This is a genomic window from Brevundimonas albigilva, assembly GCF_023573565.1.
Classification (GTDB): domain Bacteria; phylum Pseudomonadota; class Alphaproteobacteria; order Caulobacterales; family Caulobacteraceae; genus Brevundimonas; species Brevundimonas albigilva.
On the sequence record NZ_CP097649.1, the window covers coordinates 2,564,972 to 2,584,000 of the forward strand.

Annotated in this window: 20 protein-coding genes and 1 tRNA gene; 12 read left to right on the forward strand and 9 right to left on the reverse strand. The window is 70.5% G+C overall.

Annotated features, from left to right (window positions below; all coding sequences use genetic code 11):
- Nucleotides 1-63 precede the first annotated feature (63 nt).
- A complete protein-coding gene (locus tag M8231_RS12720; RefSeq protein WP_250201612.1) occupies nucleotides 64-1,068 on the forward strand; it encodes an LLM class flavin-dependent oxidoreductase in 1,005 nt (334 codons plus the stop codon).
- On the opposite strand, the gene M8231_RS12725 is transcribed toward M8231_RS12720, so the two are convergent.
- Nucleotides 1,065-2,024, reverse strand: coding sequence for an alpha/beta fold hydrolase (locus tag M8231_RS12725; protein ID WP_250201613.1), 960 nt, complete (start codon nucleotides 2,022-2,024; stop codon nucleotides 1,065-1,067). The two genes, M8231_RS12720 and M8231_RS12725, sit on opposite strands and share 4 nt — an antisense overlap.
- A gap of 31 nt (nucleotides 2,025-2,055) precedes the next feature.
- Between M8231_RS12725 and M8231_RS12730 the strand changes: the two genes are divergently transcribed.
- The gene (locus M8231_RS12730; protein WP_250201614.1) at nucleotides 2,056-2,892 is read left to right on the forward strand and encodes an aldo/keto reductase; all 837 of its coding nucleotides are present in this window, start codon (nucleotides 2,056-2,058) and stop codon (nucleotides 2,890-2,892) included.
- Between the two features lie 116 nt (nucleotides 2,893-3,008).
- Here the strand turns inward: M8231_RS12730 and M8231_RS12735 are convergent, their stop codons facing one another.
- From M8231_RS12735 to M8231_RS12750, 4 genes are all read right to left on the reverse strand, one after another.
- Nucleotides 3,009-5,201, reverse strand: coding sequence for a 3-hydroxyacyl-CoA dehydrogenase NAD-binding domain-containing protein (locus tag M8231_RS12735; RefSeq protein WP_250202613.1), 2,193 nt, complete (start codon nucleotides 5,199-5,201; stop codon nucleotides 3,009-3,011).
- A gap of 17 nt (nucleotides 5,202-5,218) precedes the next feature.
- The gene (locus tag M8231_RS12740) at nucleotides 5,219-6,424 is read right to left on the reverse strand and encodes an acetyl-CoA C-acetyltransferase (protein ID WP_250201615.1); all 1,206 of its coding nucleotides are present in this window, start codon (nucleotides 6,422-6,424) and stop codon (nucleotides 5,219-5,221) included.
- 312 nt (nucleotides 6,425-6,736) lie between these two features.
- Nucleotides 6,737-6,952: a hypothetical protein gene (locus tag M8231_RS12745; protein ID WP_249749624.1), complete on the reverse strand. Its 216-nt coding sequence runs from the start codon at nucleotides 6,950-6,952 to the stop codon at nucleotides 6,737-6,739.
- 36 nt (nucleotides 6,953-6,988) lie between these two features.
- On the reverse strand, nucleotides 6,989-8,221 hold the full coding sequence (locus M8231_RS12750) for a PQQ-dependent sugar dehydrogenase (protein WP_250201616.1): 1,233 nt from the start codon (nucleotides 8,219-8,221) through the stop codon (nucleotides 6,989-6,991).
- Between the two features lie 186 nt (nucleotides 8,222-8,407).
- Here M8231_RS12750 and M8231_RS12755 point away from each other — a divergent pair.
- Both M8231_RS12755 and M8231_RS12760 read left to right on the forward strand, forming a co-directional pair.
- Nucleotides 8,408-8,484, forward strand: a tRNA-Met gene (locus M8231_RS12755).
- 82 nt (nucleotides 8,485-8,566) lie between these two features.
- Entirely contained in the window at nucleotides 8,567-8,869 is a 303-nt protein-coding gene (locus M8231_RS12760) for a hypothetical protein (protein WP_250201617.1), read from the forward strand.
- A 2-nt stretch (nucleotides 8,870-8,871) separates the two neighbouring features.
- Here the strand turns inward: M8231_RS12760 and M8231_RS12765 are convergent, their stop codons facing one another.
- Nucleotides 8,872-9,537: a TlpA family protein disulfide reductase gene (locus M8231_RS12765; protein ID WP_250201618.1), complete on the reverse strand. Its 666-nt coding sequence runs from the start codon at nucleotides 9,535-9,537 to the stop codon at nucleotides 8,872-8,874.
- Here M8231_RS12765 and argH point away from each other — a divergent pair.
- The 3 genes from argH to lysA are packed head-to-tail and all read left to right on the forward strand — an operon-like array spanning nucleotide 9,536 to nucleotide 12,486.
- On the forward strand, nucleotides 9,536-10,975 hold the full coding sequence (gene argH, locus M8231_RS12770; protein ID WP_431307105.1) for an argininosuccinate lyase: 1,440 nt from the start codon (nucleotides 9,536-9,538) through the stop codon (nucleotides 10,973-10,975). The two genes, M8231_RS12765 and argH, sit on opposite strands and share 2 nt — an antisense overlap.
- On the forward strand, nucleotides 10,972-11,208 hold the full coding sequence (locus M8231_RS12775; RefSeq protein ID WP_250201619.1) for a hypothetical protein: 237 nt from the start codon (nucleotides 10,972-10,974) through the stop codon (nucleotides 11,206-11,208). Before argH ends, M8231_RS12775 begins: the two co-directional genes overlap by 4 nt.
- 3 nt (nucleotides 11,209-11,211) lie before the next feature.
- Nucleotides 11,212-12,486 (forward strand): diaminopimelate decarboxylase, encoded by a 1,275-nt coding sequence (lysA, locus tag M8231_RS12780; protein ID WP_250201620.1) that lies wholly within the window; start codon nucleotides 11,212-11,214, stop codon nucleotides 12,484-12,486.
- Here lysA and M8231_RS12785 read toward each other — a convergent pair.
- Together M8231_RS12785 and M8231_RS12790 are read right to left on the reverse strand one after the other, a co-directional pair.
- Nucleotides 12,483-13,016, reverse strand: a complete 534-nt coding sequence (locus M8231_RS12785) for a phosphoribosyltransferase (protein ID WP_250201621.1) — start codon at nucleotides 13,014-13,016, stop codon at nucleotides 12,483-12,485. The genes lysA and M8231_RS12785 overlap by 4 nt on opposite strands.
- Complete coding sequence (locus tag M8231_RS12790) at nucleotides 13,009-14,025, reverse strand: MJ0042-type zinc finger domain-containing protein (protein ID WP_250201622.1); 1,017 nt, start codon at nucleotides 14,023-14,025, stop codon at nucleotides 13,009-13,011. The genes M8231_RS12785 and M8231_RS12790 overlap by 8 nt, the downstream gene beginning before the upstream one ends.
- Before the next feature lie 72 nt (nucleotides 14,026-14,097).
- Here M8231_RS12790 and M8231_RS12795 point away from each other — a divergent pair, with 72 nt between their 5' ends.
- From M8231_RS12795 to M8231_RS12815, 5 genes are read left to right on the forward strand one after another with little or no spacing between them, the layout of a single operon-like run.
- Nucleotides 14,098-14,808, forward strand: a complete 711-nt coding sequence (locus M8231_RS12795) for a cell division ATP-binding protein FtsE (RefSeq protein ID WP_250201623.1) — start codon at nucleotides 14,098-14,100, stop codon at nucleotides 14,806-14,808.
- Nucleotides 14,805-15,695 (forward strand): cell division FtsX domain-containing protein, encoded by an 891-nt coding sequence (locus M8231_RS12800; RefSeq protein ID WP_250201624.1) that lies wholly within the window; start codon nucleotides 14,805-14,807, stop codon nucleotides 15,693-15,695. The genes M8231_RS12795 and M8231_RS12800 overlap by 4 nt, the downstream gene beginning before the upstream one ends.
- Complete coding sequence (locus tag M8231_RS12805; RefSeq protein ID WP_249749619.1) at nucleotides 15,692-16,318, forward strand: YdcF family protein; 627 nt, start codon at nucleotides 15,692-15,694, stop codon at nucleotides 16,316-16,318. The genes M8231_RS12800 and M8231_RS12805 overlap by 4 nt, the downstream gene beginning before the upstream one ends.
- Nucleotides 16,319-17,056, forward strand: coding sequence for a lysophospholipid acyltransferase family protein (locus M8231_RS12810; protein ID WP_250201625.1), 738 nt, complete (start codon nucleotides 16,319-16,321; stop codon nucleotides 17,054-17,056). It abuts the gene before it with no gap.
- Between the two features lie 44 nt (nucleotides 17,057-17,100).
- Nucleotides 17,101-17,883: a MipA/OmpV family protein gene (locus M8231_RS12815; RefSeq protein ID WP_250201626.1), complete on the forward strand. Its 783-nt coding sequence runs from the start codon at nucleotides 17,101-17,103 to the stop codon at nucleotides 17,881-17,883.
- A 76-nt stretch (nucleotides 17,884-17,959) separates the two neighbouring features.
- Here the strand turns inward: M8231_RS12815 and mdh are convergent, their stop codons facing one another.
- On the reverse strand, nucleotides 17,960-18,922 hold the full coding sequence (gene mdh, locus M8231_RS12820; RefSeq protein ID WP_250201627.1) for a malate dehydrogenase: 963 nt from the start codon (nucleotides 18,920-18,922) through the stop codon (nucleotides 17,960-17,962).
- Nucleotides 18,923-19,029: the final 107 nt, after the last annotated feature.

The following is a 19,029-nucleotide window of genomic DNA, read 5'->3' on the forward strand; positions in this document are numbered from 1 at the left end:
CAAAGCCGCAGCTTCGGTTGCGGTTCCCCTTGATCCGTCGCCCCGCGTCCCGATCTAGACGTCATGATCCCGTTCTCAGTCCTCGACCTGTCCCCCATCGTCGAAGGCGGCGACGCCCGGCGCGCCCTCGACGAGACCCTGTCCCTGGCCCAGGCGGCCGACCGCCTGGGCTATGAGCGGTTCTGGCTGGCCGAACACCACAACATGCCCGGCATCGCCAGCGCGGCCACCGCGATCGTGATCGGTCATGTGGCGGCCGGGACCGCACGCATCCGCGTCGGCTCGGGCGGCGTCATGCTGCCCAACCACGCGCCCCTGGTCGTGGCCGAACAGTTCGGAACGCTGGAGACGCTGTTTCCCGGCCGCATCGACCTGGGCCTGGGCCGCGCGCCCGGCACGGACGGGGCGACCGCCCGCGCCCTGCGCCGCTATTTCGACGCCGCGGACCAGTTTCCCCGCGACGTGGCCGAACTGATCCACTGGTTCGAGCCGGAAACGCCCGGGCAAGCCGTCCGCGCCGTCCCCGGCGCCGGCCTGCGCGTGCCGATCTGGCTGCTGGGCTCCAGCCTGTTCAGCGCCCAACTGGCCGGACAGCTGGGTCTGCCCTACGCCTTCGCCAGCCATTTCGCCCCCGAACTGCTGCTGGAGGCCCTGGCCCTCTACCGGCGATCGTTCGAACCTTCGGACCGGCTGGACAAGCCCTACGCCATGGCCGCCATCAACGTCTTCGCCGCCGACACCGATGAAGAGGGCGTGCGCCTGTCCACCTCCATGCAGCAGAGCTTTGCGCGCCTGACCACCGGCAAGCCGGGCAAGCTGCCGCCGCCCGTCGACGACATCGCCTCCGTCCTGACGCCCCAGCAGATCGCGGGCGCGCAAAGCCGGCTGCTCTATTCCGCCGTCGGCGGTCCCGACACGGTGCGTCGCAAGCTGGCCGACTTCATCGCTCTGACCGGCGTGGACGAGCTGATGGTCACGGGCATGATGCACGACAACGCCGCCCGCATCCGCAGCCTCGAGATCGTCGCCGACGCCCGCGCGGCCCTGGACGCGGCCGACGCCGCCTAGAGCCCCGACAGGAAATCCAGCAGCAGGGCGTTCACCTCGGCCGCCCGTTCCTGCTGGATCCAGTGACCGGCGCCGGGCAGCACCTCCATCCGGGTCAGGTTCGGAACCCAGTCCTTCAGCGTCGCCTCCTGCCGCCCGGCGTAGCGACGCACGGGATCGTTCTCGCCGACCATGAACAGGGCGGGCGCAGCGATCCTCTGGTCCTGCAGGAAGGCGGTCAGGGTCCAGTTCAGGTCCAGCGCCCGATACCAGTTCAGCGGCCCGTCGAAACCGCCGGCCGAGAAGGCGTCGACGTAGTCCCGGAAATGATCCGCACCCATCCACGGCGGCAGGCTGGCCCCGTCGTCGATGCTGTCCAGCAGGCTGACGCCTTGCGGCATGAAGCCGGTCGAGCGCCGCTCCGCCGGGGTCGCCCCGTCGTAGGCGAAGAACAGCTTCCTCAGCGTCGTCGCCGGATCGGCCTCCAGGGCCTTGTGCGCATCCGGCGCCTGGAAGCGGTTGATGTAGAGTTCGCCCTGCCCCGCCTTCCTGGTCATGGCGGCCATGACGGGGGTGGGCGGCCCGCCAGGGCGGCGCGGCTGGAACGGCACCGACAGGCCCGCCACGGCGGTGAAGACGTCCGGCCTCAGCAGCGCGCAATGCCAGGCCACCGGCGCGCCCCAGTCATGCCCCGCCACGACGCAGGCGTCGGCGCCCAGCGCCCGCACCAGATCGACCATGTCCCCGACGAGGCTCAGTATCGAATAGGCCGCGACGCCCTCCGGCTTTTCGGTCCCGCCATAGCCGCGCATGTCGGGCGCCACGGCCCGATAGCCCGCCGCCGCCAGCGCCTCGACCTGGGCGCGCCAGCTGACGCCCAGTTCGGGAAAGCCGTGGATCAGCAACACCAGCGGCCCGTCGCCCGCCTCCAGCACCTGTTGGATCAGCCCGTCGGTCTTGATATGGCGCGACTGCATCTTTCCCCCTGCGGCAGGCATTAGAACGCGCATGACCCGCCTCGTCACCTTCGCGGACGGTACGACCGTCCCCGCCCTCGGCCAAGGGACCTGGGAGATCGGCGACGATCCCGCCCGCCGCGACGCCGAGCAACAGGCCCTGGCCCGCGGCCTGGACCTGGGCCTGACCCTGATCGACACCGCCGAACTGTACGGCGACGGCCGCTCCGAGCGGCTGGTGGGCGAGGTGATCGCCGGACGCCGCGACGAGGTCTTCCTGGTCTCCAAGGTCCGACCCGAAAACGCCTCCGAAATGAAGATGATGCTGTCCTGCGAGCGATCGCTGGAGCGTCTGGGAACGGACCGCCTCGACCTCTATTTGCTGCACTGGGAAGGGCGCGTGCCCCTGGAAGAGACGGTCGCCGCCTTCCAGGAACTGGTCGACGAGGGGATGATCGCCCGCTGGGGCGTGTCGAACCTGGACCTCGCGACCATGCGCCGGCTGGAGGCGCTGGACGACGGCGACCTCTGCGCCGCCAACCAGTTGCTCTACAACCTGGGTTCGCGCGGGGTGGAGTTCGACCTGCTGCCCTGGATGCAGGCGCGCGACATGCCGATGATGGCCTATTCGCCCCTGGGACGCGGCGGCCTGCTGGAGCACCCGCTGATCGTCGACATCGCCAACCGCCACGACGCCTCGCCGGCCCAGGTGGCCCTGGCCGCCGTCCTGCGTCACGACGGCGTCATCGCCATTCCCAAGGCGTCGTCGGTCGAACACGTCGAGGCGAACGCGGACGCGCTGGACGTCCAGTTCGACGCCGAGGATCTGGAACGTCTGGACCACGCCTTCCCGCCGCCCACGCACGAGACGCCGCTGGATATCATCTGACGTTCGCGTGAACTGCCGCCTCATCCCGTCACCCTCGGGCTTGACCCGAGGATGATGGAAAGCAAGAGGGGCCGGGATCACTCCCGGCCCCTTCGTTTTTCTGGCTCAGCCGCCGATCACGCCGCCTTCTTCTCCGGCGCGAACTTGCCGTAGAAGGTCTCGTTCTTGGCCGCCATGTCGCGCAGCAGCTGCGGGACCTTGAACCGGTCGCCGTAGGTCTGGGCCAGCCGGTCCGCCGTCTCGACGAACTTGGCCAGGCCGATGCCGTCGATGAAGCTGATCGGACCGCCGGTCCAGGGCGCGAAGCCCCAGCCCAGGATGGCGCCCAGGTCCGCCTCGCGCGGGTCGTCGATGACGCCTTCTTCCCAGCAGCGGGCGACCTCGACGGCCTGGCGATACAGAAGCCGCGTCTTCAGTTCGTCGATCTGGGCGAAGGCGCCGGGCTCTTCCGGCCCTTCGATGGCCTTGGTCACGGGCGCCAGCTCGGCCAGGCCCTTCCAGATCGTCTTGGGCTTGCTGTCGTAGTCGTAGAAGCCCTTGCCGTTCTTGCGGCCGAAGCGTCCGCCCTCGACCATCCTGGCGACGATGTCCTCGCCCTCGGTCGGCACGTATTTGTCGCCCAAGTCCTCGCGGGTCTGTTTGGCGATCTTGTAGGACAGGTCCAGGGCGACGTCGTCGTGCATCTCCAGCGGGCCGCGCGGCATGCCGGTCATGCGGCCGACGTTGTCGATCAGGGCCGGCGCCCAGCCTTCCTCCAGCATCGCCATGCCTTCCATCAGGAAGGTGGAGAAGCAGCGCGAGGTGTAGAAGCCGCGGCTGTCGTTGACGACGATCGGCGTCTTCTTGATCTTCAGGACGTAGTCCAGCGCCTTGGCGATCGCCGCCTCGCCGGTCTTCTCGCCCAGGATGATCTCGACCAGCATCATCTTGTCGACGGGCGAGAAGAAGTGGATGCCGATGAAGTCCTCGGGCCGCACGCTGGCCTCGGCCAGGCCGGTGATCGGCAGGGTCGAGGTGTTGGAGCCGAACACCGCGCCTTCAGCCAGTTGGGCCTCGGCGCGCTTGGTCACGTCAGCCTTGATCTCGCGGTTCTCGAACACCGCCTCGATCACCAGGTCCGAGCCCTTGATCAGGTCGTAGTCGGTCGTCGCCGTGACCAGGGCCAGGGTCGCATCATACTTCTCCTGGGTCATCTGGCCGCGCGACAGCCGCTTCTTCAGAAGTTCCTCGACGTGGGCCTTGCCCTTGTCGGCGGCGTCCTGGTCGCGGTCGATCAGCACCGTCTCGATGCCGGCCATGACCTGAACATAGGCCACGCCCGCGCCCATCATGCCGGCGCCCAGGACGGTGACCTTCTTCGGATCGGACTTGGGCACGCCCGCGGGACGCACCGCGCCCTTGTCCAGCTCCTGCTTGGACAAGAACAGGCTGCGGATCATGGCCTGGGCCTGCGGCGTCATCAGGGTCTTGATGAAGTACCGGGTCTCGATGCGCAGGGCCGCGTCCATCGGAACCTGGGTTCCCTCATAGACGGCCTTCATCAGGTTCACCACGGCCGGATAGTTGCCGTAGGACTGCTTGCGCAGCATGGCGTTGCCGACCATGAAGTTCTGGATGCCGGCCGGGTGATAGGGGCCGCCGCCGGGAAGCTTGAACGACTTGTCGTCCCACGGCTGGACGGCCTTGCCGCCGCCCTTGATCCAGGCCTTGGCCGCCTCGACCGATTGGCCCTTCTCGACCACCTCATGAACAATGCCGGCGCCCTTGGCGTCGTTGGGGCGGAAGGACTTGCCCTCGCTCATGGCCATCATGGCGGCCTGGACGCCGATCAGGCGCGTCAGGCGCTGGGTGCCGCCGCCGCCGGGGAACAGGCCGACCTTGATCTCGGGCAGGCCCAGCTGGATCTTGTTGTCGTTCTCGACCACCCGGTAGTGGGTCGCCAGGGTGAACTCCAGCCCGCCGCCCAGGGCCAGGCCGTTGATCGCGGCCGCGATCGGCTTGCCCGAGGTTTCCAGCGCGCGGAAGGCGCCGTTCAGCGCCCAGCCGGCGTCGAACGCCTTCTGCAGGTCGCCGCCGCCCGACAGCACGCCGCCGGCCATGTCGCCCAGGTCGGCGCCGGCGCAGAAGCCCGACGCCTTGCCCGAGGTGATGACCGCGCCCTTGATGGCCTCGTCGGTCTTGATGCGTTCGACCAGCTCGGGGATTTCCTTCATCACCGAGGAGGTCAGGGTGTTCATCGACCGGCCCGGCACGTCGAAGACGACCAGGGCGATCCCGTCGGCGTCGACGTCGATCTTGAAGTTTTCCATGTTCATTCGCTCCCGGATCAGACGCGTTCGATGACGGTGGCGGTGCCCATGCCGCCGCCGATGCACAGGGTGATCAGGGCGGTCGACTTGTCCGAGCGCTCCAGCTCGTCCAGCACCGTGCCCAGGATCATGGCGCCCGTGGCGCCCAGCGGGTGGCCCATGGCGATGGCGCCGCCGTTCACGTTCATCTTGTCATGCGGGATGTCCATGGCCTGCATGTAGCGCAGCACCACGGCGGCGAAGGCCTCGTTCAGCTCCCACAGGTCGATGTCGGCCGTGGTCATGCCCAGCTTGTTCAGCAGCTTGCGCGAGACGTACTCCGGCCCCGTCAGCATGATCGACGGCTCGGACCCGATCGAGGCGCCGCCGCGAATCTTGGCGCGCGGCTTCAGGCCCAGGGCCTGGCCGGCCTCCAGCGTGCCGATCAGAACGCCGGCCGAACCGTCGACGATGCCGGACGAATTGCCGGGCGTGTGGACGTGGTTGACGCGCTCGACCTCGGGGTAGCGTTGGTTGATCACGCTGTCGAAGGCCAATTCGCCCATCATGGCGAACGAGGGGTTCAGACCGCCCAGGGTCTGCATGTCCGTGTTCGGACGAATGGTCTCGTCATGGTCCAGGATGGTCAAGCCCAGCTGGTCCTTGACCGCCAGGACCGAGTTCTTGAACCGGCCCTCGGCCCAGGCCTTGGCCGCGCGCTTGTGGCTCTCGACCGAATAGGCGTCCACGTCGTCGCGGCTGAAGCCGTATTTGGTGGCGATCATGTCCGCCGACACGCCCTGCGGCACGAAATAGGTCGGGAAGGCCGAGGACGGGTCGGTCGGCCAGGCGCCCATGTCCGAACCCATCGGCACGCGGCTCATGACCTCGACGCCGCCGCCGACGGCGAAGTCGGCCTCGCCGGACTTCACCTTGGCCGTGGCCATGTTCACCGCTTCCAGGCCCGAGGCGCAGAAGCGGTTGATCTGGACGCCCGCCGTGTCCTGCGACCAGCCGGCCGACAGCACCGCCGTGCGGGCGATGTCGGCGCCCAGTTCGCCCACCGGCGTCACGCAGCCCAGGATGACGTCGTCGACCTTGGACGTGTCCAGGTCATTGCGGTCGCGCAGGGCCTGCAACACCTGGGTCGCCAGGCTGAGACCGGTGATCTCGTGCAGCGAGCCGTCCTTCTTGCCCTTGCCGCGCGGGGTGCGAACGGCGTCGTAGATATAGGCGTCAGCCATCAGGCCTCTCCTCTTTCGGACCCTGGAAAGGTGGGTCAAGGCGTTGAGGCCAAGAACCCTACGTTTACGTCAACGTCAAGTAATAAGCCGCGTGAGCGGACGCCAGGGGGCAACGGCTCCTTGGGCTGAACGCGAGGGCCCGCCTCCGGTGGCGCCGATACGGCGCCGCATCGAGAAGACCGGCTTTATCTTGCTTGGCGTTTGAAACGCTGGCCGACGCGCGGGCTTGAGGCGCGACCTTCGGGAAGACGTCACGCGCCCAGCGAATAAGGCAGGGGCGCGCGAGGCCAGGCCCGCGCGCCCGGCCGGCCGTCAGTTCAGGCGGCTGGCCCCGCCGGTGATGCGGCAGGCGTAATCGCGCGCCGGCTCGCCGCTCTGCGATCCCGTGGGCTGAAGAATGCCGCCGCGTTCCGTGCACTGGGCGTCAAGCCGATCCAGGTCGGCCTGATAGCGGTTGGGACCGTCGGTGGTGGCGCAGCCGGCGACCAGAGGCAGGGCCAGAACGGCAAGCGAAATCATCACGCGCATTGGCGTACTCCTTCAAACAGCCCCTTGCAGCGGAGACTAGCGCGCGACGGCCAACCTGACCAGCTTGCCGTCGTCCTCGTCGGTGATCGCCCATACCGCCCCGTCCGGCCCGATCGCCAAGTCGCGCACCCGCTCGCCCAGGTCGGTCAGCAGCCGTTCCTCGCCGACGACACGGTCGTTCTCGATGACCAGCCGGGCGATATGCTTTTCCTTCAGCGCGGCGACCAGCAGGTTCCCGTCCCATCCCGGGAACATCGCCCCCTGGTAGAAGACCGCGCCGCCCGGCGCGATGACGGGATCCCAGTAATAGACCGGCTGTTCGGAGCCGTCCTTTCGGGTGGCGCCGCCGTTGATCGCCCCGCCGGCGTATTCGACCCCATAGGCGGCGTCGGGCCAGCCGTAGTTCATGCCCGCGCGATCCAGGTTGACCTCGTCGCCGCCGCGCGTGCCGTGCTCGATGGTCCAGACCGCCCCTGTGCCCGGCTGGACGGCGATGCCCTGGACGTTGCGGTGGCCCAGGCTCCAGATTTCGGGCCGCGCGCCGCCCCGACCGACGAAGGGATTGTCCTGGGGGACCGAGCCGTCGGCGTTGATGCGGATGGTCTTGCCCATGTGCGAGCCCAGGTCCTGGGCCTGGGGCCGCATCGGCCTGTCGGACCGTTCGCCCAGGGTCACGAACAGCTTGCCGTCGGGCGCAAAGGCCAGGGAAGACCCGAAATGCTTGTCGCCGTCATAGGTCGGCAGGGCGCGGAAGATGACCTGGACGTCCTCCACGCGGCCGCCGTCCTGCGACAGGCGGCCCCGCGCGACCGAGGTGGCGTTGCCGCCCTCGCGAGGCTCGGCGTAGCTCCAGTAGATCATCCGGTCCTGACCGAAGCTTGGCCCCACGATCACGTCCAGAAGGCCGCCCTGGCCCCGCGCATCGACCGGCGGCAGCCCCTGGATCGGCTGCCCGACCCGCCCCTGGGCCGTGACGATCCGCATCCGGCCCGGCTTTTCGGTCACCAGCCAGTTTCCGTCGGGCAGCAGGGCCAACCCCCAGGGGTGCTCCAGCCCGGACGCGACGACCGTGTGCGCCAGCGCCTGTTCGGTGCGGACCCCCGGCGCGCGCGTCTGGCCGGCGAAGGCGGGCTCCTGCCCGACGCCGTTGGCGGGCCGGGTCTCGAGCGGCGCCCCGGCCGGCGCGTCCTGCCTCGCCTCGCCGTTGGCTCCGCAAGCGGCGGCCAGGACCAACAGGGAAGCGGAAGCGGCGGAAACGATCAGGCGCATGGACGGAGATCTCCGGAAGGGCGACGCGAACGGTCGCGAAACGACGCCTCGAGCGTTAGCGTTCCGACGACCCGCTGGCCGTGCGCCCGATCGCCGCAGCCTTTCGCATCGGATGACTTGAACCGGGGGCCCGGCGGCGATATAGGCACGCCTCCCTTCGCACCGCCCGTCCGTGCGAAGGGCGACGGCTGGGTAGCTCAGGTGGTTAGAGCGGTGGATTCATAACCCACAGGTCGGCGGTTCGATCCCGCCCCCAGCCACCACCGCCCCCCTATCGGGGCCGGCGCAACTCCCCCTCCACTTCCGCGTTCAACGGCCAAGCCTAACCTTGACCGGAGATCAGCCATGGGCCTGCGCATCAACACCCTTTTCGCCGCCGCCGTCCTGACCCTGGGCGCAGCCGCCTGCACCGAGGCCGAGCAGGATCGCGCCGAGGTCCACGCCGAGGCCGCGGGCGACAAGGCCCAGGACGCCGCGGCCCAGGCCGGCGAAGTGATCGAGGCGGGCGCCATGAAGGCTGCCCAGGCCGTGGAGACCGGCGCGGGCAAGGTCGCGGGCGAACTCGAGGAGAACCAGTCCGAGGCCGCCGCCGAGGGCCGCCCCGGCGCCATCGACCCGGCCACGGACCAGCGCGTCCCCTCGCACTGACGTCAGGTCGCCGACGGCGCCGTCCCTTCGGCCAGCAGCGCGTCGATCAGGGCGCGCGCCTCCGGCCCGTCCCAATTCGCCTCGCCCGACAGGGCGGCGCGGATGCGTCCCTGGCGGTCCAGCAGGATCGTCTGCGGCATCTTGCCCTTGCCGGGAAACTCGAACGGCAGCTGAAACCGCGCGTCCGCGTAGAAGGGCAGCGGCCTGTGGTCGTCCAGGAAGGCCCTGGCCTGGGCGACGCCCTCCGGCGTGGCGTCGACGTTGACCGGAACCACGATCATGTCCTCACGGTCCGAATAGCGCCGCGCCAGGGCCGCCAGCGTCGGCATCTCCTGGCGGCAGGGCGCGCACCACATGGCCCATAGATTGACCACCGTCACCTTGCCGCGGAAGGCGGCGAAACGCACGGCCGTGCCGTGCGCGTCGCGAAACGCATAGTCGGGAGCCGGGGGCGCATCCGCCGGCGTCTCCAGCGCCGCCAGGGGGCCGACGGCGAAGCGCGCCAGGTCGCTTTTCGCCTCGGATGCGCTCGGAACGGCCGGTTGCTCTTGCGCGGCCCTGCGGTGATTGGCGTATAGCGACATCGCCACGCCCCCCGCGCCGGCCAGGGTTCCGATCAGGACCAGGCCGCCGACCACCGCCCAGATCGCCTTTCTTGAGCCGCTCATGACCGACCAGACCTCTTCCGACGCCACCGTTGACGGCGGTTCGACTGCGCCCCTGAAGCCGGCGGGTCAAGACATGTGGGGCGGACGCTTTTCGTCGCGCCCGGCCGAGATCATGCAGGCGATCAACGTCTCCATCGGGGTGGACCGGCGCCTGTGGGCCCAGGACCTGGCCGGATCGCGCGCCCATTGCCGCATGCTGGCCAAACAGGGCGTGATCCAGCAGGCCGACGCCGACGCCATCCTGGGCGGCCTGGACGCCGTCGAGGCCGAGATCACGGGCGGGACCTTCCCCTTCCGCGATCAGTTCGAGGACATCCACATGAATGTGGAGGCGCGCCTGAACGAGCTGATCGGCGAGCCCTCGGGCCGTCTGCATACGGCCCGCAGCAGGAACGACCAGGTCGCCGTCGACTTCCGCCTGTGGGTGCGCGACGCCTGCGATCGCACGCTCGCCCAGTTGAAGGCGCTGCAATCGGCCCTGCTGGACCGCGCCGAACAGCACGCCGGCGACCTGATGCCGGGCTTCACCCATCTGCAGACCGCCCAGCCGGTGACGCTGGGCCACCACCTGATGGCCTATGTCGAGATGTTCGGCCGCGACGCCGGCCGGTTCGCCGACGCCCGCGCCCGCATGAACGAAAGCCCGCTGGGCGCCGCGGCCCTGGCCGGCTCGCCCTTCCCGATCGATCGCCACATGACGGCGGCCGAACTGGGCTTCGACCGGCCGATGGCCAACAGCCTGGACGCCGTGTCGGACCGGGACTTCGCGCTGGAAAGCCTGGCCGCCGCCTCGATCTGCGCCGGCCACCTGTCGCGCCTGGCGGAAGAGATCGTGGTCTGGATGACGCCGATGTTCGGCTTTGCAACCCTGCCCGACGACCTGACCACCGGCTCGTCCATCATGCCGCAGAAGCGCAATCCCGACGCCGCCGAACTGGTGCGGGCCAAGACGGGCCGGATCATGGGGTCGCTTATCGCCCTGTCCACGGTGATGAAGGGCCTGCCGCTGGCCTATTCGAAGGACATGCAGGAGGACAAGCCGCCGGTGTTCGAGGCCTTCGACGCCCTGGACCTGGCGCTGAACGCCATGACGGCCATGATCGCGGCCCTGCGACCCAACACCGAACGGATGGCCGAGGCCGCCGGCGCGGGCTTCTCCACCGCCACCGACCTGGCCGACTGGCTGGTGCGAGAACTGAACCTGCCGTTCCGCAAGGCGCACCACGTCACCGGAGCCGCGGTGAAGCGGGCCGAAGCCCTGGGCGTGGACCTGGCGCAACTGCCCCTGGAAGAACTGCAGAAACTCGACGCCGGCGTCACGCAGGCGGTTTACAAGGTGCTCTCGCCCGAGGCTTCCTGCGCCAGCCGTCAGAGCTTTGGGGGAACCGCGCCGGAACAGGTCCGCGCGCGCGTCGCCGACTGGAGGAAGCGCCTGTGATCATCAAGAAATCCCTGCTTGTCGTCGGCGTCCTAGCGCTGGCGACCTCCGCCTGCGGCCGCATGGCCGACCTGGAGGCCCCGCGCCGCGAGACCGAGCGCGCCGTGCGCGACCGCAACGCCCCGTCCCTGCCCGAGCCCGCGACGGTGAACCGTCCGTCCAGCAGCGTGCCGATCGACGGCGGCCCCACCAATCCCATCGGCGCCGGCGCCGCCCAGAACGAACCCCGCTAGGCCTTGCACCATTTCGAACCGAAGGACGGCGTGCTGCACGCCGAGGGGGTCTCGCTGGAGACCCTCGCCGACGAGGTCGGCACGCCGGTCTATGTCTATTCGACCGCCACGCTGAAGCGGCACTACGGGCTGCTTCGGGCCGCCGCCGACGCGCATCGCGACGCCCTGGGAGAGGCCCTGATCGCCTTCGCGGTCAAGGCCAACTCCAACCTGTCGGTGCTGGCGACCCTGGCCAGGATGGGGTCGGGGGCGGACACGGTGTCGGAAGGCGAGATCCGCCGCGCCCTGGCCGCGGGAATACCGGCCGAGCGGATCATCTTCTCCGGCGTGGGCAAGACCGATGTCGAACTGGCTTTCGCCATCGCCGTCGGCGTGCGCCAGATCAACATCGAATCCGGCGCCGAACTGGACCGGTTGATCCAGGTCGCGGCCCTGCTGGACGCCAGCCCGGCCGTCGCCGTGCGCGTCAATCCCAACATCGGCGCCGGCGGCCACGCCAAGATCACCACCGGCGGCAAGGGCGACAAGTTCGGCGTGCCGGTGGACGAAGCGCTGGAGCTGTACGCCCGCGCCTCGGCCTCGCCCCATGTCACGCCCGTCGGCCTGGCCTGCCACATCGGCAGCCAGATCACCGACCTGGCCCCGCTGGAGGCCGCCTTCCGCGTCCTGGCCGAAATGACCCTGACGCTGCGCGGCCAGGGCTGCGCCGTCACCCGGCTGGACCTGGGCGGCGGGCTGGGCGTCCCCTACGCCGGCGGCGCGGCGCCGCCCTCTCCCGCCGACTATGTCGCCATGGCCGCACGCGTGCTGGCCGGGCTGGAGGTCGAGGCGGCGTTCGAGCCGGGCCGTCTTCTGGCCGCCAACGCCGGCGTCCTGCTCAGCCAGGTGATCCAGGTCACCGAGCGCTCGGACGGCCGCCGTTTCCTGGTGCTGGATGCGGCCATGAACGACCTGATGCGCCCGGCCCTTTACGACGCCTTTCACGACATCGTCCCGGTGCGGCCCCGCTCGGGCGCGAGGCGGCCCCACGACGTGGTCGGCCCGGTGTGCGAGACAGGCGACACCTTCGCGCGCGACCGCGACTTGCCTGTGCTGGAAGCCGAGGACCTGGTCGTCTTCACCGGGGCCGGCGCCTATGGCGCGGTGATGGCCAGCGAATACAACAGCCGCCCGCTGGTCCCCGAGGTGCTGGTCGATGGCGACCGATGGGCGGTCATCCGTCCGCGCCCGACCTATGAGGAGATGCTGGACCGCGAGCCCTTCGCCGACTGGCTCTAATCCAGGGCGCAGATGTCCGGCAGGCCGCGCAGCCCTCCGGCGTGGTCCAGGCCGTAGCCGACCAGGAACCGGTTCGGCGCCTCCCAGCCGACGAAGTCGGGTTCGGGCGCGCGCGGCTTGGGCCAGGGCTTGCGGGCGAAGACGCAGGTCAGAACCTCGGACGCCCCGCCCTCGCGCGCGATCCGCACGGCCTCGGCCAGCGACAGGCCGGTGTCGAACACATCGTCCAGGATCAGCACGCGCCGGCCCTCGATCGGCCGCTGGAACGGGGCATGGACGTCGATCGCGCCCCGGCTGGCCTTGTCGTCGCCGTAGGAGGCCAGCCACAGGGCGTCGAAGCGCACCCGCCGGCCCTCGCGCGCCAGGGCGCGGGTCAGGTCGGCGGCGAACCACAGGCCGCCGGTCAGCAGCACGGCCGCGACGGTGTCGTCGTCGATGGCGGGCGCGATGCGCCGGGCCAGGTCGGCGACGATGCGGGCGATCTCGGCCTCGGGCAGCAGGACGGTCGGCGTCGGGGAGGTGTCAGCCATGATGGGAGGCCGATACCGCCTCCCCGTGTCCGCTGTCCACCGCGCTCAGCGGCTTGGCGTCGACCGGCGCGGCGGCCGAACCGTCGAAACCGGGCGCGGCGGCGGGGCGCAGACCCCGTGTCTGGGCGCTGGCGGGCGTCTTGCCCGGCGACGCCGGCGGCGCGTGGTCAGCCGAAGCGTCGGCCGTCTTCAGCGCGCCCGTCGCCTGGGCCGGTTCGCCATGGGCGGCGCCATGATCGGACGTTTCGGGCGCGGCCGCCCCGTGCGCCTTTGCGCTCTTTTCGGCCCTTGCACGCTGGGCCGGCGCGGGGGCGAAATCGACGCTGATGTCGGCCGCATGGCCGCCAGGATCGGGGATCAGCGCGGCGAAGCCCTGCACCTTGCCGGGCAGGACCGGGGCCGCGTCGATCGGTATGACCTTGAAGCCGACCTCCGCGCCGTGCTCGTCCAGCAGCGCCACGCGCACGGGCGGGGCGACGATCTCCTCGTCGCGGACGTTGCGCAGGGCGCCGGCCACCAGGACCACGCCCGGCCGGTCCGGCGCCTCGCGCGCGCTCATGGCCTCGAAGTCCAGCCCGACCGGATTCACCGGCGCGCCGACCATGGCGTAGGCGGCCGCCGCGCGGGGGAAGGCGCGCACCACCTCGACCCGGAACAGCCAGGCCGAAACCAGCAGGCCGACGAAGATCGCCGCCATCGCGGCCCAGACCGCGCCCTGCGCGGCGGCGCGGCGCAGGCGGCGCTGCTGCTCGGCGCGGGCGCGGAAGGCCTTGGGCAGTTCGGGGGCGGGCGTCTCGGCCAGGCTGGCCGGTTCGGGCGCGCCGGCCGACGTCGGCGAAGGCTGGGCGGGGGCCGCCGCCTCGGGCTCGGCCGTCAGTTCGAGGGGCTCCTCGGCGCCCGCGCGCCAGACCTCGCCGCAGGATTGGCAGCGGACCTTGCGCCCGTTAGGCCCGACCAGGTCGTCGCGGATGAAATAGCTGGTGGCGCAGGCGGGGCAGGTCAGTATCATGTCGTCTGACTGCGAGGCTTGCGCCCCCTCCCGAGAGGCGCGACCCGCGCGCCCGTCCCTGAAACCGAAACCATGCCGTCCCCGCCCGCCAGCGCCGCCGAAACCGCCTCCGCGCCCGAAACCGTCCGCCTGTCCGGCGTGGGTTTCGGCTATGCGGACGCGCCCGGGATCCTGCGGGACGTTAACCTCATTCTGCCGCGCGGCTCTTTCCACTTCCTTACCGGCCCCTCGGGGGCGGGGAAGTCCTCATTGCTGCGCCTGTTGACGCTGGGGGCGCGCCCTCAGACGGGCCGGATCAGCCTGTTCGGCTCGGACGTGACCGACATCGCGCGCCGCGACATTCCCGCCTTCCGCCGACGGATGGGCGTGGTGTTCCAGGACTTCCGCCTGCTGGACCACCTGTCCGCCTTCGACAACGCCGCCCTGCCTCTGCGGCTGGCTGGCGGGCGCGAGGTCGGCCAGGACGCCGACGTGGAAGAAATGCTGAAGTGGGTCGGCCTGGGCCGTCGGATGGACGCCCGCCCGCCCGCCCTGTCCGGCGGCGAGAAGCAGCGGCTGGCCATCGCCCGCGCCGTTATCAACCGCCCCGGCCTGATCGTCGCCGACGAACCGACCGGCAGCGTCGACGCCGCCATGGCCGACAGGCTGCTGCGCCTTTTCCAGTCGCTGAACCGGCTGGGCGCGACGGTGCTGATCGCCAGCCACGACCAGGCCCTGGCCGAACGCTCCGGCGCGCGCGTGCTTCATCTGCACAAGGGCGGACTGTACGAGGCGGCCGCGTGATCCGCCTGGTCCCCGCACGCCGCCCCGGCCTGCTGCCGCCCGCCGCCGCCGGCGAGCCGTGGCTGATGACGGTCATCGCCGTCCTGTGCTTCCTGGCCTGCCTGGCCGCGGTCGCGGGGGCCGCCGCCGACCGCGCCGCCCAGGGCTGGGCGCGCCAGCTGGGCGCCGAGGCCACCGTCCAGGTCCGCCCGCGCGTGGGCGAATCGGGCGCCACCGCCGCGGCCCGCGCCGCCGAGACCCTGGCCGGCGTCGACGGGGTCGAGGAGGCCGCCGCCCTAGACCGCAAGGCGGCCGAGGACCTGCTGCGTCCCTGGCTGGGAGACGCGGTGCTTCCCGACCTTCCCCTGCCGTTCTTGGTCGCCGTCCGCCTGAACCCCGAGGCGCCCGCCAGCGCCCTGACGCTGAGCCGCGCCCTGGCCGAAGCCGGCCTGGACGCCAGCGTCGACGACCACAGCCTGTGGCGCGGCGAGGTCGAGCGGTCGGCGCGGCTGATCGCCCTTCTGGCCGCCGCCGCCTTCCTGGCGATCGCGCTGGCCGCCGGGGCCGCCATCGCCTACGCCACCCGCGCGGGCCTCGCGGCGGGGCGCAGCACGATCGAGACCCTGAGCCTGAACGGGGCGACCGATGCGCGGATCGCCGGCCTGTTCATGCGCCGCTTCGGCCTGATGGCGCTGGCGGCGGGCGCCATCGGCGCGGCGGGGGCGGGGCTGCTGGTGATCTTCCTGCGTTTCCTGGGCGGATCGGAGGGCCTGACCCAGGCCCTGCCCCTGGCGTGGAGCGATCTGCTGCTGCTCTCGCCTTGCCCGCTGCTGGCCGCTACTGTGGCGGTTCTCGCGGCCAGATTCGCCGCCTTGAAGGTGCTGGGCTCGGACAGGCAGGACGGATGAGGCTGCTGGTCATCATCGCCATCGTCGCCCTGATCTGGCTGGTCGGGCTGTTCGCCTTCGCCGATCGGGTGCGAGGCCTGACGCCGGCCGAGGAGCCGGCCCGCGCCGACGCCATCGTGGCCCTGACCGGCCCGTCGTCCGAACGCGTCAACGCCGCCATCCGCCTGCTGGAGCAGGGCAAGGGCCAGCGCGTTCTGATCTCGGGCGTCAACCGCGAGGTGCGCCGGCGCGAGCTGCGCGAGCTGACGCCCGGCTCCAGCCGCCTGTTCAACTGCTGCGTCGACCTGGGTTTCGAGGCCGAGGACACGGTCGGCAACGCTCAGGAGATCGCCGCCTGGGCCCGCGCCAAGGGCTATGACGACCTGATCGTCGTCACCTCCGACTACCACATGCCCCGGTCCCTGGTGGAGATCCGCGGCGCCCTGCCCGGGGTGCGGCTGACGCCCTATGCGGTGTCGACGCCGTCGCTGGACAACGCCCGCTGGTGGCGCGCGGCCGTCACCGCCCGGCGCATGACCCTGGAATACATGAAGTATCTGGTCGCCCTGGGCCGCGAGGGGGTCGAGCGTGTGACCCGCGACCGGCCCGCGGCCGCGCCCGTTGACGAGAAGGCTCCGGCTTAAGTGACCCTGCTGCGCTCCCTGGTCTTCACCCTGTGGCTCTATCTGTCGATGCCGCTGTTCGCCGTCGGCCTGTCGCCGGCGCTGCTGATGCCGCACCGCTATGCGATGGGGGTCATCAAGGCCTGGGCGCGCACGGTGCTGTTCGGCCTGCGCTGGATCGCCGGGGTGAAGGTCGAGGTGAAGGGGCTGGAACACCGCCCCTCGGGCGCCGCCCTGGTGGCGTCCAAGCACCAGGGGATGCTGGACGTGGTGGCCCTGCTGGCCATCCTGCCCGACGCCTGTTTCGTGCTGAAGAAGGAGCTGATGCCCCTGCCCTTCTTCGGCTGGTTCGCCTGGAAGACCAAGATGATCGCCGTCGACCGGGCCGGCCACGCCAAGGCGCTGAAGGACATGGCCCGCCAGGCGCGCGAACGCCTGGCCGAAGGGCGCCAGATCGTGATTTTCCCCGAGGGCACCCGCACCGCGCCGGGCGCGCCCGGCGACTACAAGCCCGGCGTGGCGGCCATCTATCGCGACCTGGAGGGGCCGTGCTGGCCGGTGGCGACCAACTCGGGCGTCGGCTGGCCCGCGCACGGCGTCATGCGCCATCCCGGCGTGGTGACCTTCGAGTTTCTGGAGCCCATCCCCGCCGGCCTGAAGCGAGGCCCGATGATGGCGTTGCTGGAAAGCCGCATCGAGACGGCTTCGAGCGCGCTGCTGGAGCCAAAGGCCGCGCTTGCGCATTCTGATCCGGCCTGACCCTCCCCGGCCGGGCGTCCCGCAGATCGCCCAAGGCCGCATCCATGTCGTTTCGCACCCTCGTCCTGTCCGCCGCCTTCGCCGCCGTCGCCGGCTCGGCCCTGGCGCAGTCCCAGCCCTATGAGCAGGTGGAGGCGCCCAAGACCTGGCGCGTCGACGTCGGCGGCGGGATCACCCACGGCTTCAGCGCCACGGGGAACACCGGCGACGACGTGAACTACACCGCCTGGGGCTCGGCCAGCTATCGCGACATCATTTACGCCAACGGCCTGGACGGCCTGGGCTGGAACGCGGTCAAGACCGACGACTTCCGCGCCGGCGTCCAGCTTCGTCCCCGCTTCGCCGCCGGCGACATCGAGGCCTCCAACCTGGAGCGGCCCGACTTCGGCGCCGATGCGGCGCTTTACGCCTACAAGCGCCTGGGCGGCGTGGTCGTGGGCGGCCGCGTGGCCCAGGACGTGTCGGGCGACGACGCCGGCCTGCAGTATTTCGCCTCCATCGGCCACCAGCGCGTGACGCCGGTGGGCCTGCTGCGGGTGTCGGGCTATGTCGTGGGCGGAAACGACGAGCGCATCCAGCGCTACTTCGGCGTCTCCCCCGAGCAGGCGCCGGGCAGCGGCTATCAGCCGTACGAGGCGTCGGGCGGCCTGTCCGGCGCCGGGGCCGTGCCCTTCCTGGCCATTCCGATCGGCGAGCGGTTCGGCGTCGGCGGCTTCGTCAACTACGAGCAGCGGCTGGGCGACACCAAGGACAGCCCCCTGGTCGAGGACGAGGGCGTGTGGCGCGCCGGCCTGATCGGGGTCGTTCGCTTCTCCAGCGGAAGCTGACGCATGGAAAAAGGGCCGCGGATCGCTCCACGGCCCTTTCCGAACTCCAGGCGGCGCTGATCCGCGCCCCTTCAAATCAAGCCAGCGAGGACTCGATGTCCTTGCAGGCCTGGATCAGGCCCTTCACCGAATCGACCGACTTGGCCAGCATGGCCTTCTCGTCGTCGTTGGTCGTGAACTCGACCACCTTCTCCACGCCGGCTGCGCCGATCAGGGCGGGGACGCCGACATAGAGGTCCGACAGGCCGTATTCGCCGTTCAGATAGACGGCCGAAGGCAGGACGCGCTTCTGGTCCAGCAGGTAGGACTTGGCCATGGCGATGGCCGATTCCGCCGGGGCGTAGAAGGCCGAGCCGGTCTTCAGCAGGGCCACGATCTCGCCGCCGCCCTTGCGGGTGCGATCGACGATGCCGTCCAGGTCGGCCTGCGACAGGAAGCCGGCGGCGACGGCGTCCGGCAGCGGCAGGCCGCCGACGGTCGAGTGACGCACCATCGGCACCATGTCGTCGCCGTGACCGCCCAGGGTCCAGGCGTGGACGTCCTGCACCGACACGCCGGTCTTCTCGGCCAGGAAGTAGGCGAAGCGGGCGCTGTCCAGCACGCCGGCCATGCCGACGACCTTCTCCTTGGGCAGGCCCGAGAACTTCTGCAGGGCCCAGACCATGGCGTCCAGCGGGTTGGTGATGCAGATGACGAAGGCGTTCGGGGCGTGCGCCTTGATGCCTTCGCCGACGGCCTTCATGACCTTCAGATTAATGCCGATCAGGTCGTCGCGGCTCATGCCCGGCTTGCGCGGCACGCCGGCGGTGACGATGCAGACGTCGGCGCCGGCGATGTCGGCGTAGTCGTTGGCGCCCTTCAGGGCCACGTCCTGGCCGAAGACGGCCGAGGCTTCGGCGATGTCCAGCGCCTTGCCCTGGGGGGTGCCCTCGGCGATGTCGAACAGGATGACGTCGCCCAGCGCTTCGCGCGCGGCCACATGGGCCAGGGTGCCGCCGATCATGCCGGCGCCGATAAGGGCGATCTTCGCGCGAGCCATGGAAGTCTCCGGTTGTTGCGTGTGCGAAAGGGATTTGGCGACGGCGGTCTAGACCCCTGGCGCGGTCCTCGCAAGAACCTCGCTTTACGGCCTTGGTCGGGCCTGCG

Coding starts and splice junctions, on each gene's coding strand:
- mdh (WP_250201627.1), bottom strand. CDS start 18,922: ATGGCTCGCGCGAAGATCGCCCTTATCGGCGCCGGCATGATCGGCGGC.
- M8231_RS12765 (WP_250201618.1), bottom strand. CDS start 9,537: ATGAGCGGCTCAAGAAAGGCGATCTGGGCGGTGGTCGGCGGCCTGGTC.
- M8231_RS12795 (WP_250201623.1), top strand. CDS start 14,098: ATGCCGTCCCCGCCCGCCAGCGCCGCCGAAACCGCCTCCGCGCCCGAA.
- M8231_RS12740 (WP_250201615.1), bottom strand. CDS start 6,424: ATGGCTGACGCCTATATCTACGACGCCGTTCGCACCCCGCGCGGCAAG.
- M8231_RS12790 (WP_250201622.1), bottom strand. CDS start 14,025: ATGATACTGACCTGCCCCGCCTGCGCCACCAGCTATTTCATCCGCGAC.
- argH (WP_431307105.1), top strand. CDS start 9,536: ATGACCGACCAGACCTCTTCCGACGCCACCGTTGACGGCGGTTCGACT.
- M8231_RS12735 (WP_250202613.1), bottom strand. CDS start 5,201: ATGGAAAACTTCAAGATCGACGTCGACGCCGACGGGATCGCCCTGGTC.
- M8231_RS12730 (WP_250201614.1), top strand. CDS start 2,056: ATGACCCGCCTCGTCACCTTCGCGGACGGTACGACCGTCCCCGCCCTC.
- M8231_RS12785 (WP_250201621.1), bottom strand. CDS start 13,016: ATGGCTGACACCTCCCCGACGCCGACCGTCCTGCTGCCCGAGGCCGAG.
- M8231_RS12760 (WP_250201617.1), top strand. CDS start 8,567: ATGGGCCTGCGCATCAACACCCTTTTCGCCGCCGCCGTCCTGACCCTG.
- M8231_RS12815 (WP_250201626.1), top strand. CDS start 17,101: ATGTCGTTTCGCACCCTCGTCCTGTCCGCCGCCTTCGCCGCCGTCGCC.
- M8231_RS12750 (WP_250201616.1), bottom strand. CDS start 8,221: ATGCGCCTGATCGTTTCCGCCGCTTCCGCTTCCCTGTTGGTCCTGGCC.
- M8231_RS12805 (WP_249749619.1), top strand. CDS start 15,692: ATGAGGCTGCTGGTCATCATCGCCATCGTCGCCCTGATCTGGCTGGTC.
- M8231_RS12725 (WP_250201613.1), bottom strand. CDS start 2,024: ATGCAGTCGCGCCATATCAAGACCGACGGGCTGATCCAACAGGTGCTG.
- M8231_RS12720 (WP_250201612.1), top strand. CDS start 64: ATGATCCCGTTCTCAGTCCTCGACCTGTCCCCCATCGTCGAAGGCGGC.
- M8231_RS12745 (WP_249749624.1), bottom strand. CDS start 6,952: ATGCGCGTGATGATTTCGCTTGCCGTTCTGGCCCTGCCTCTGGTCGCC.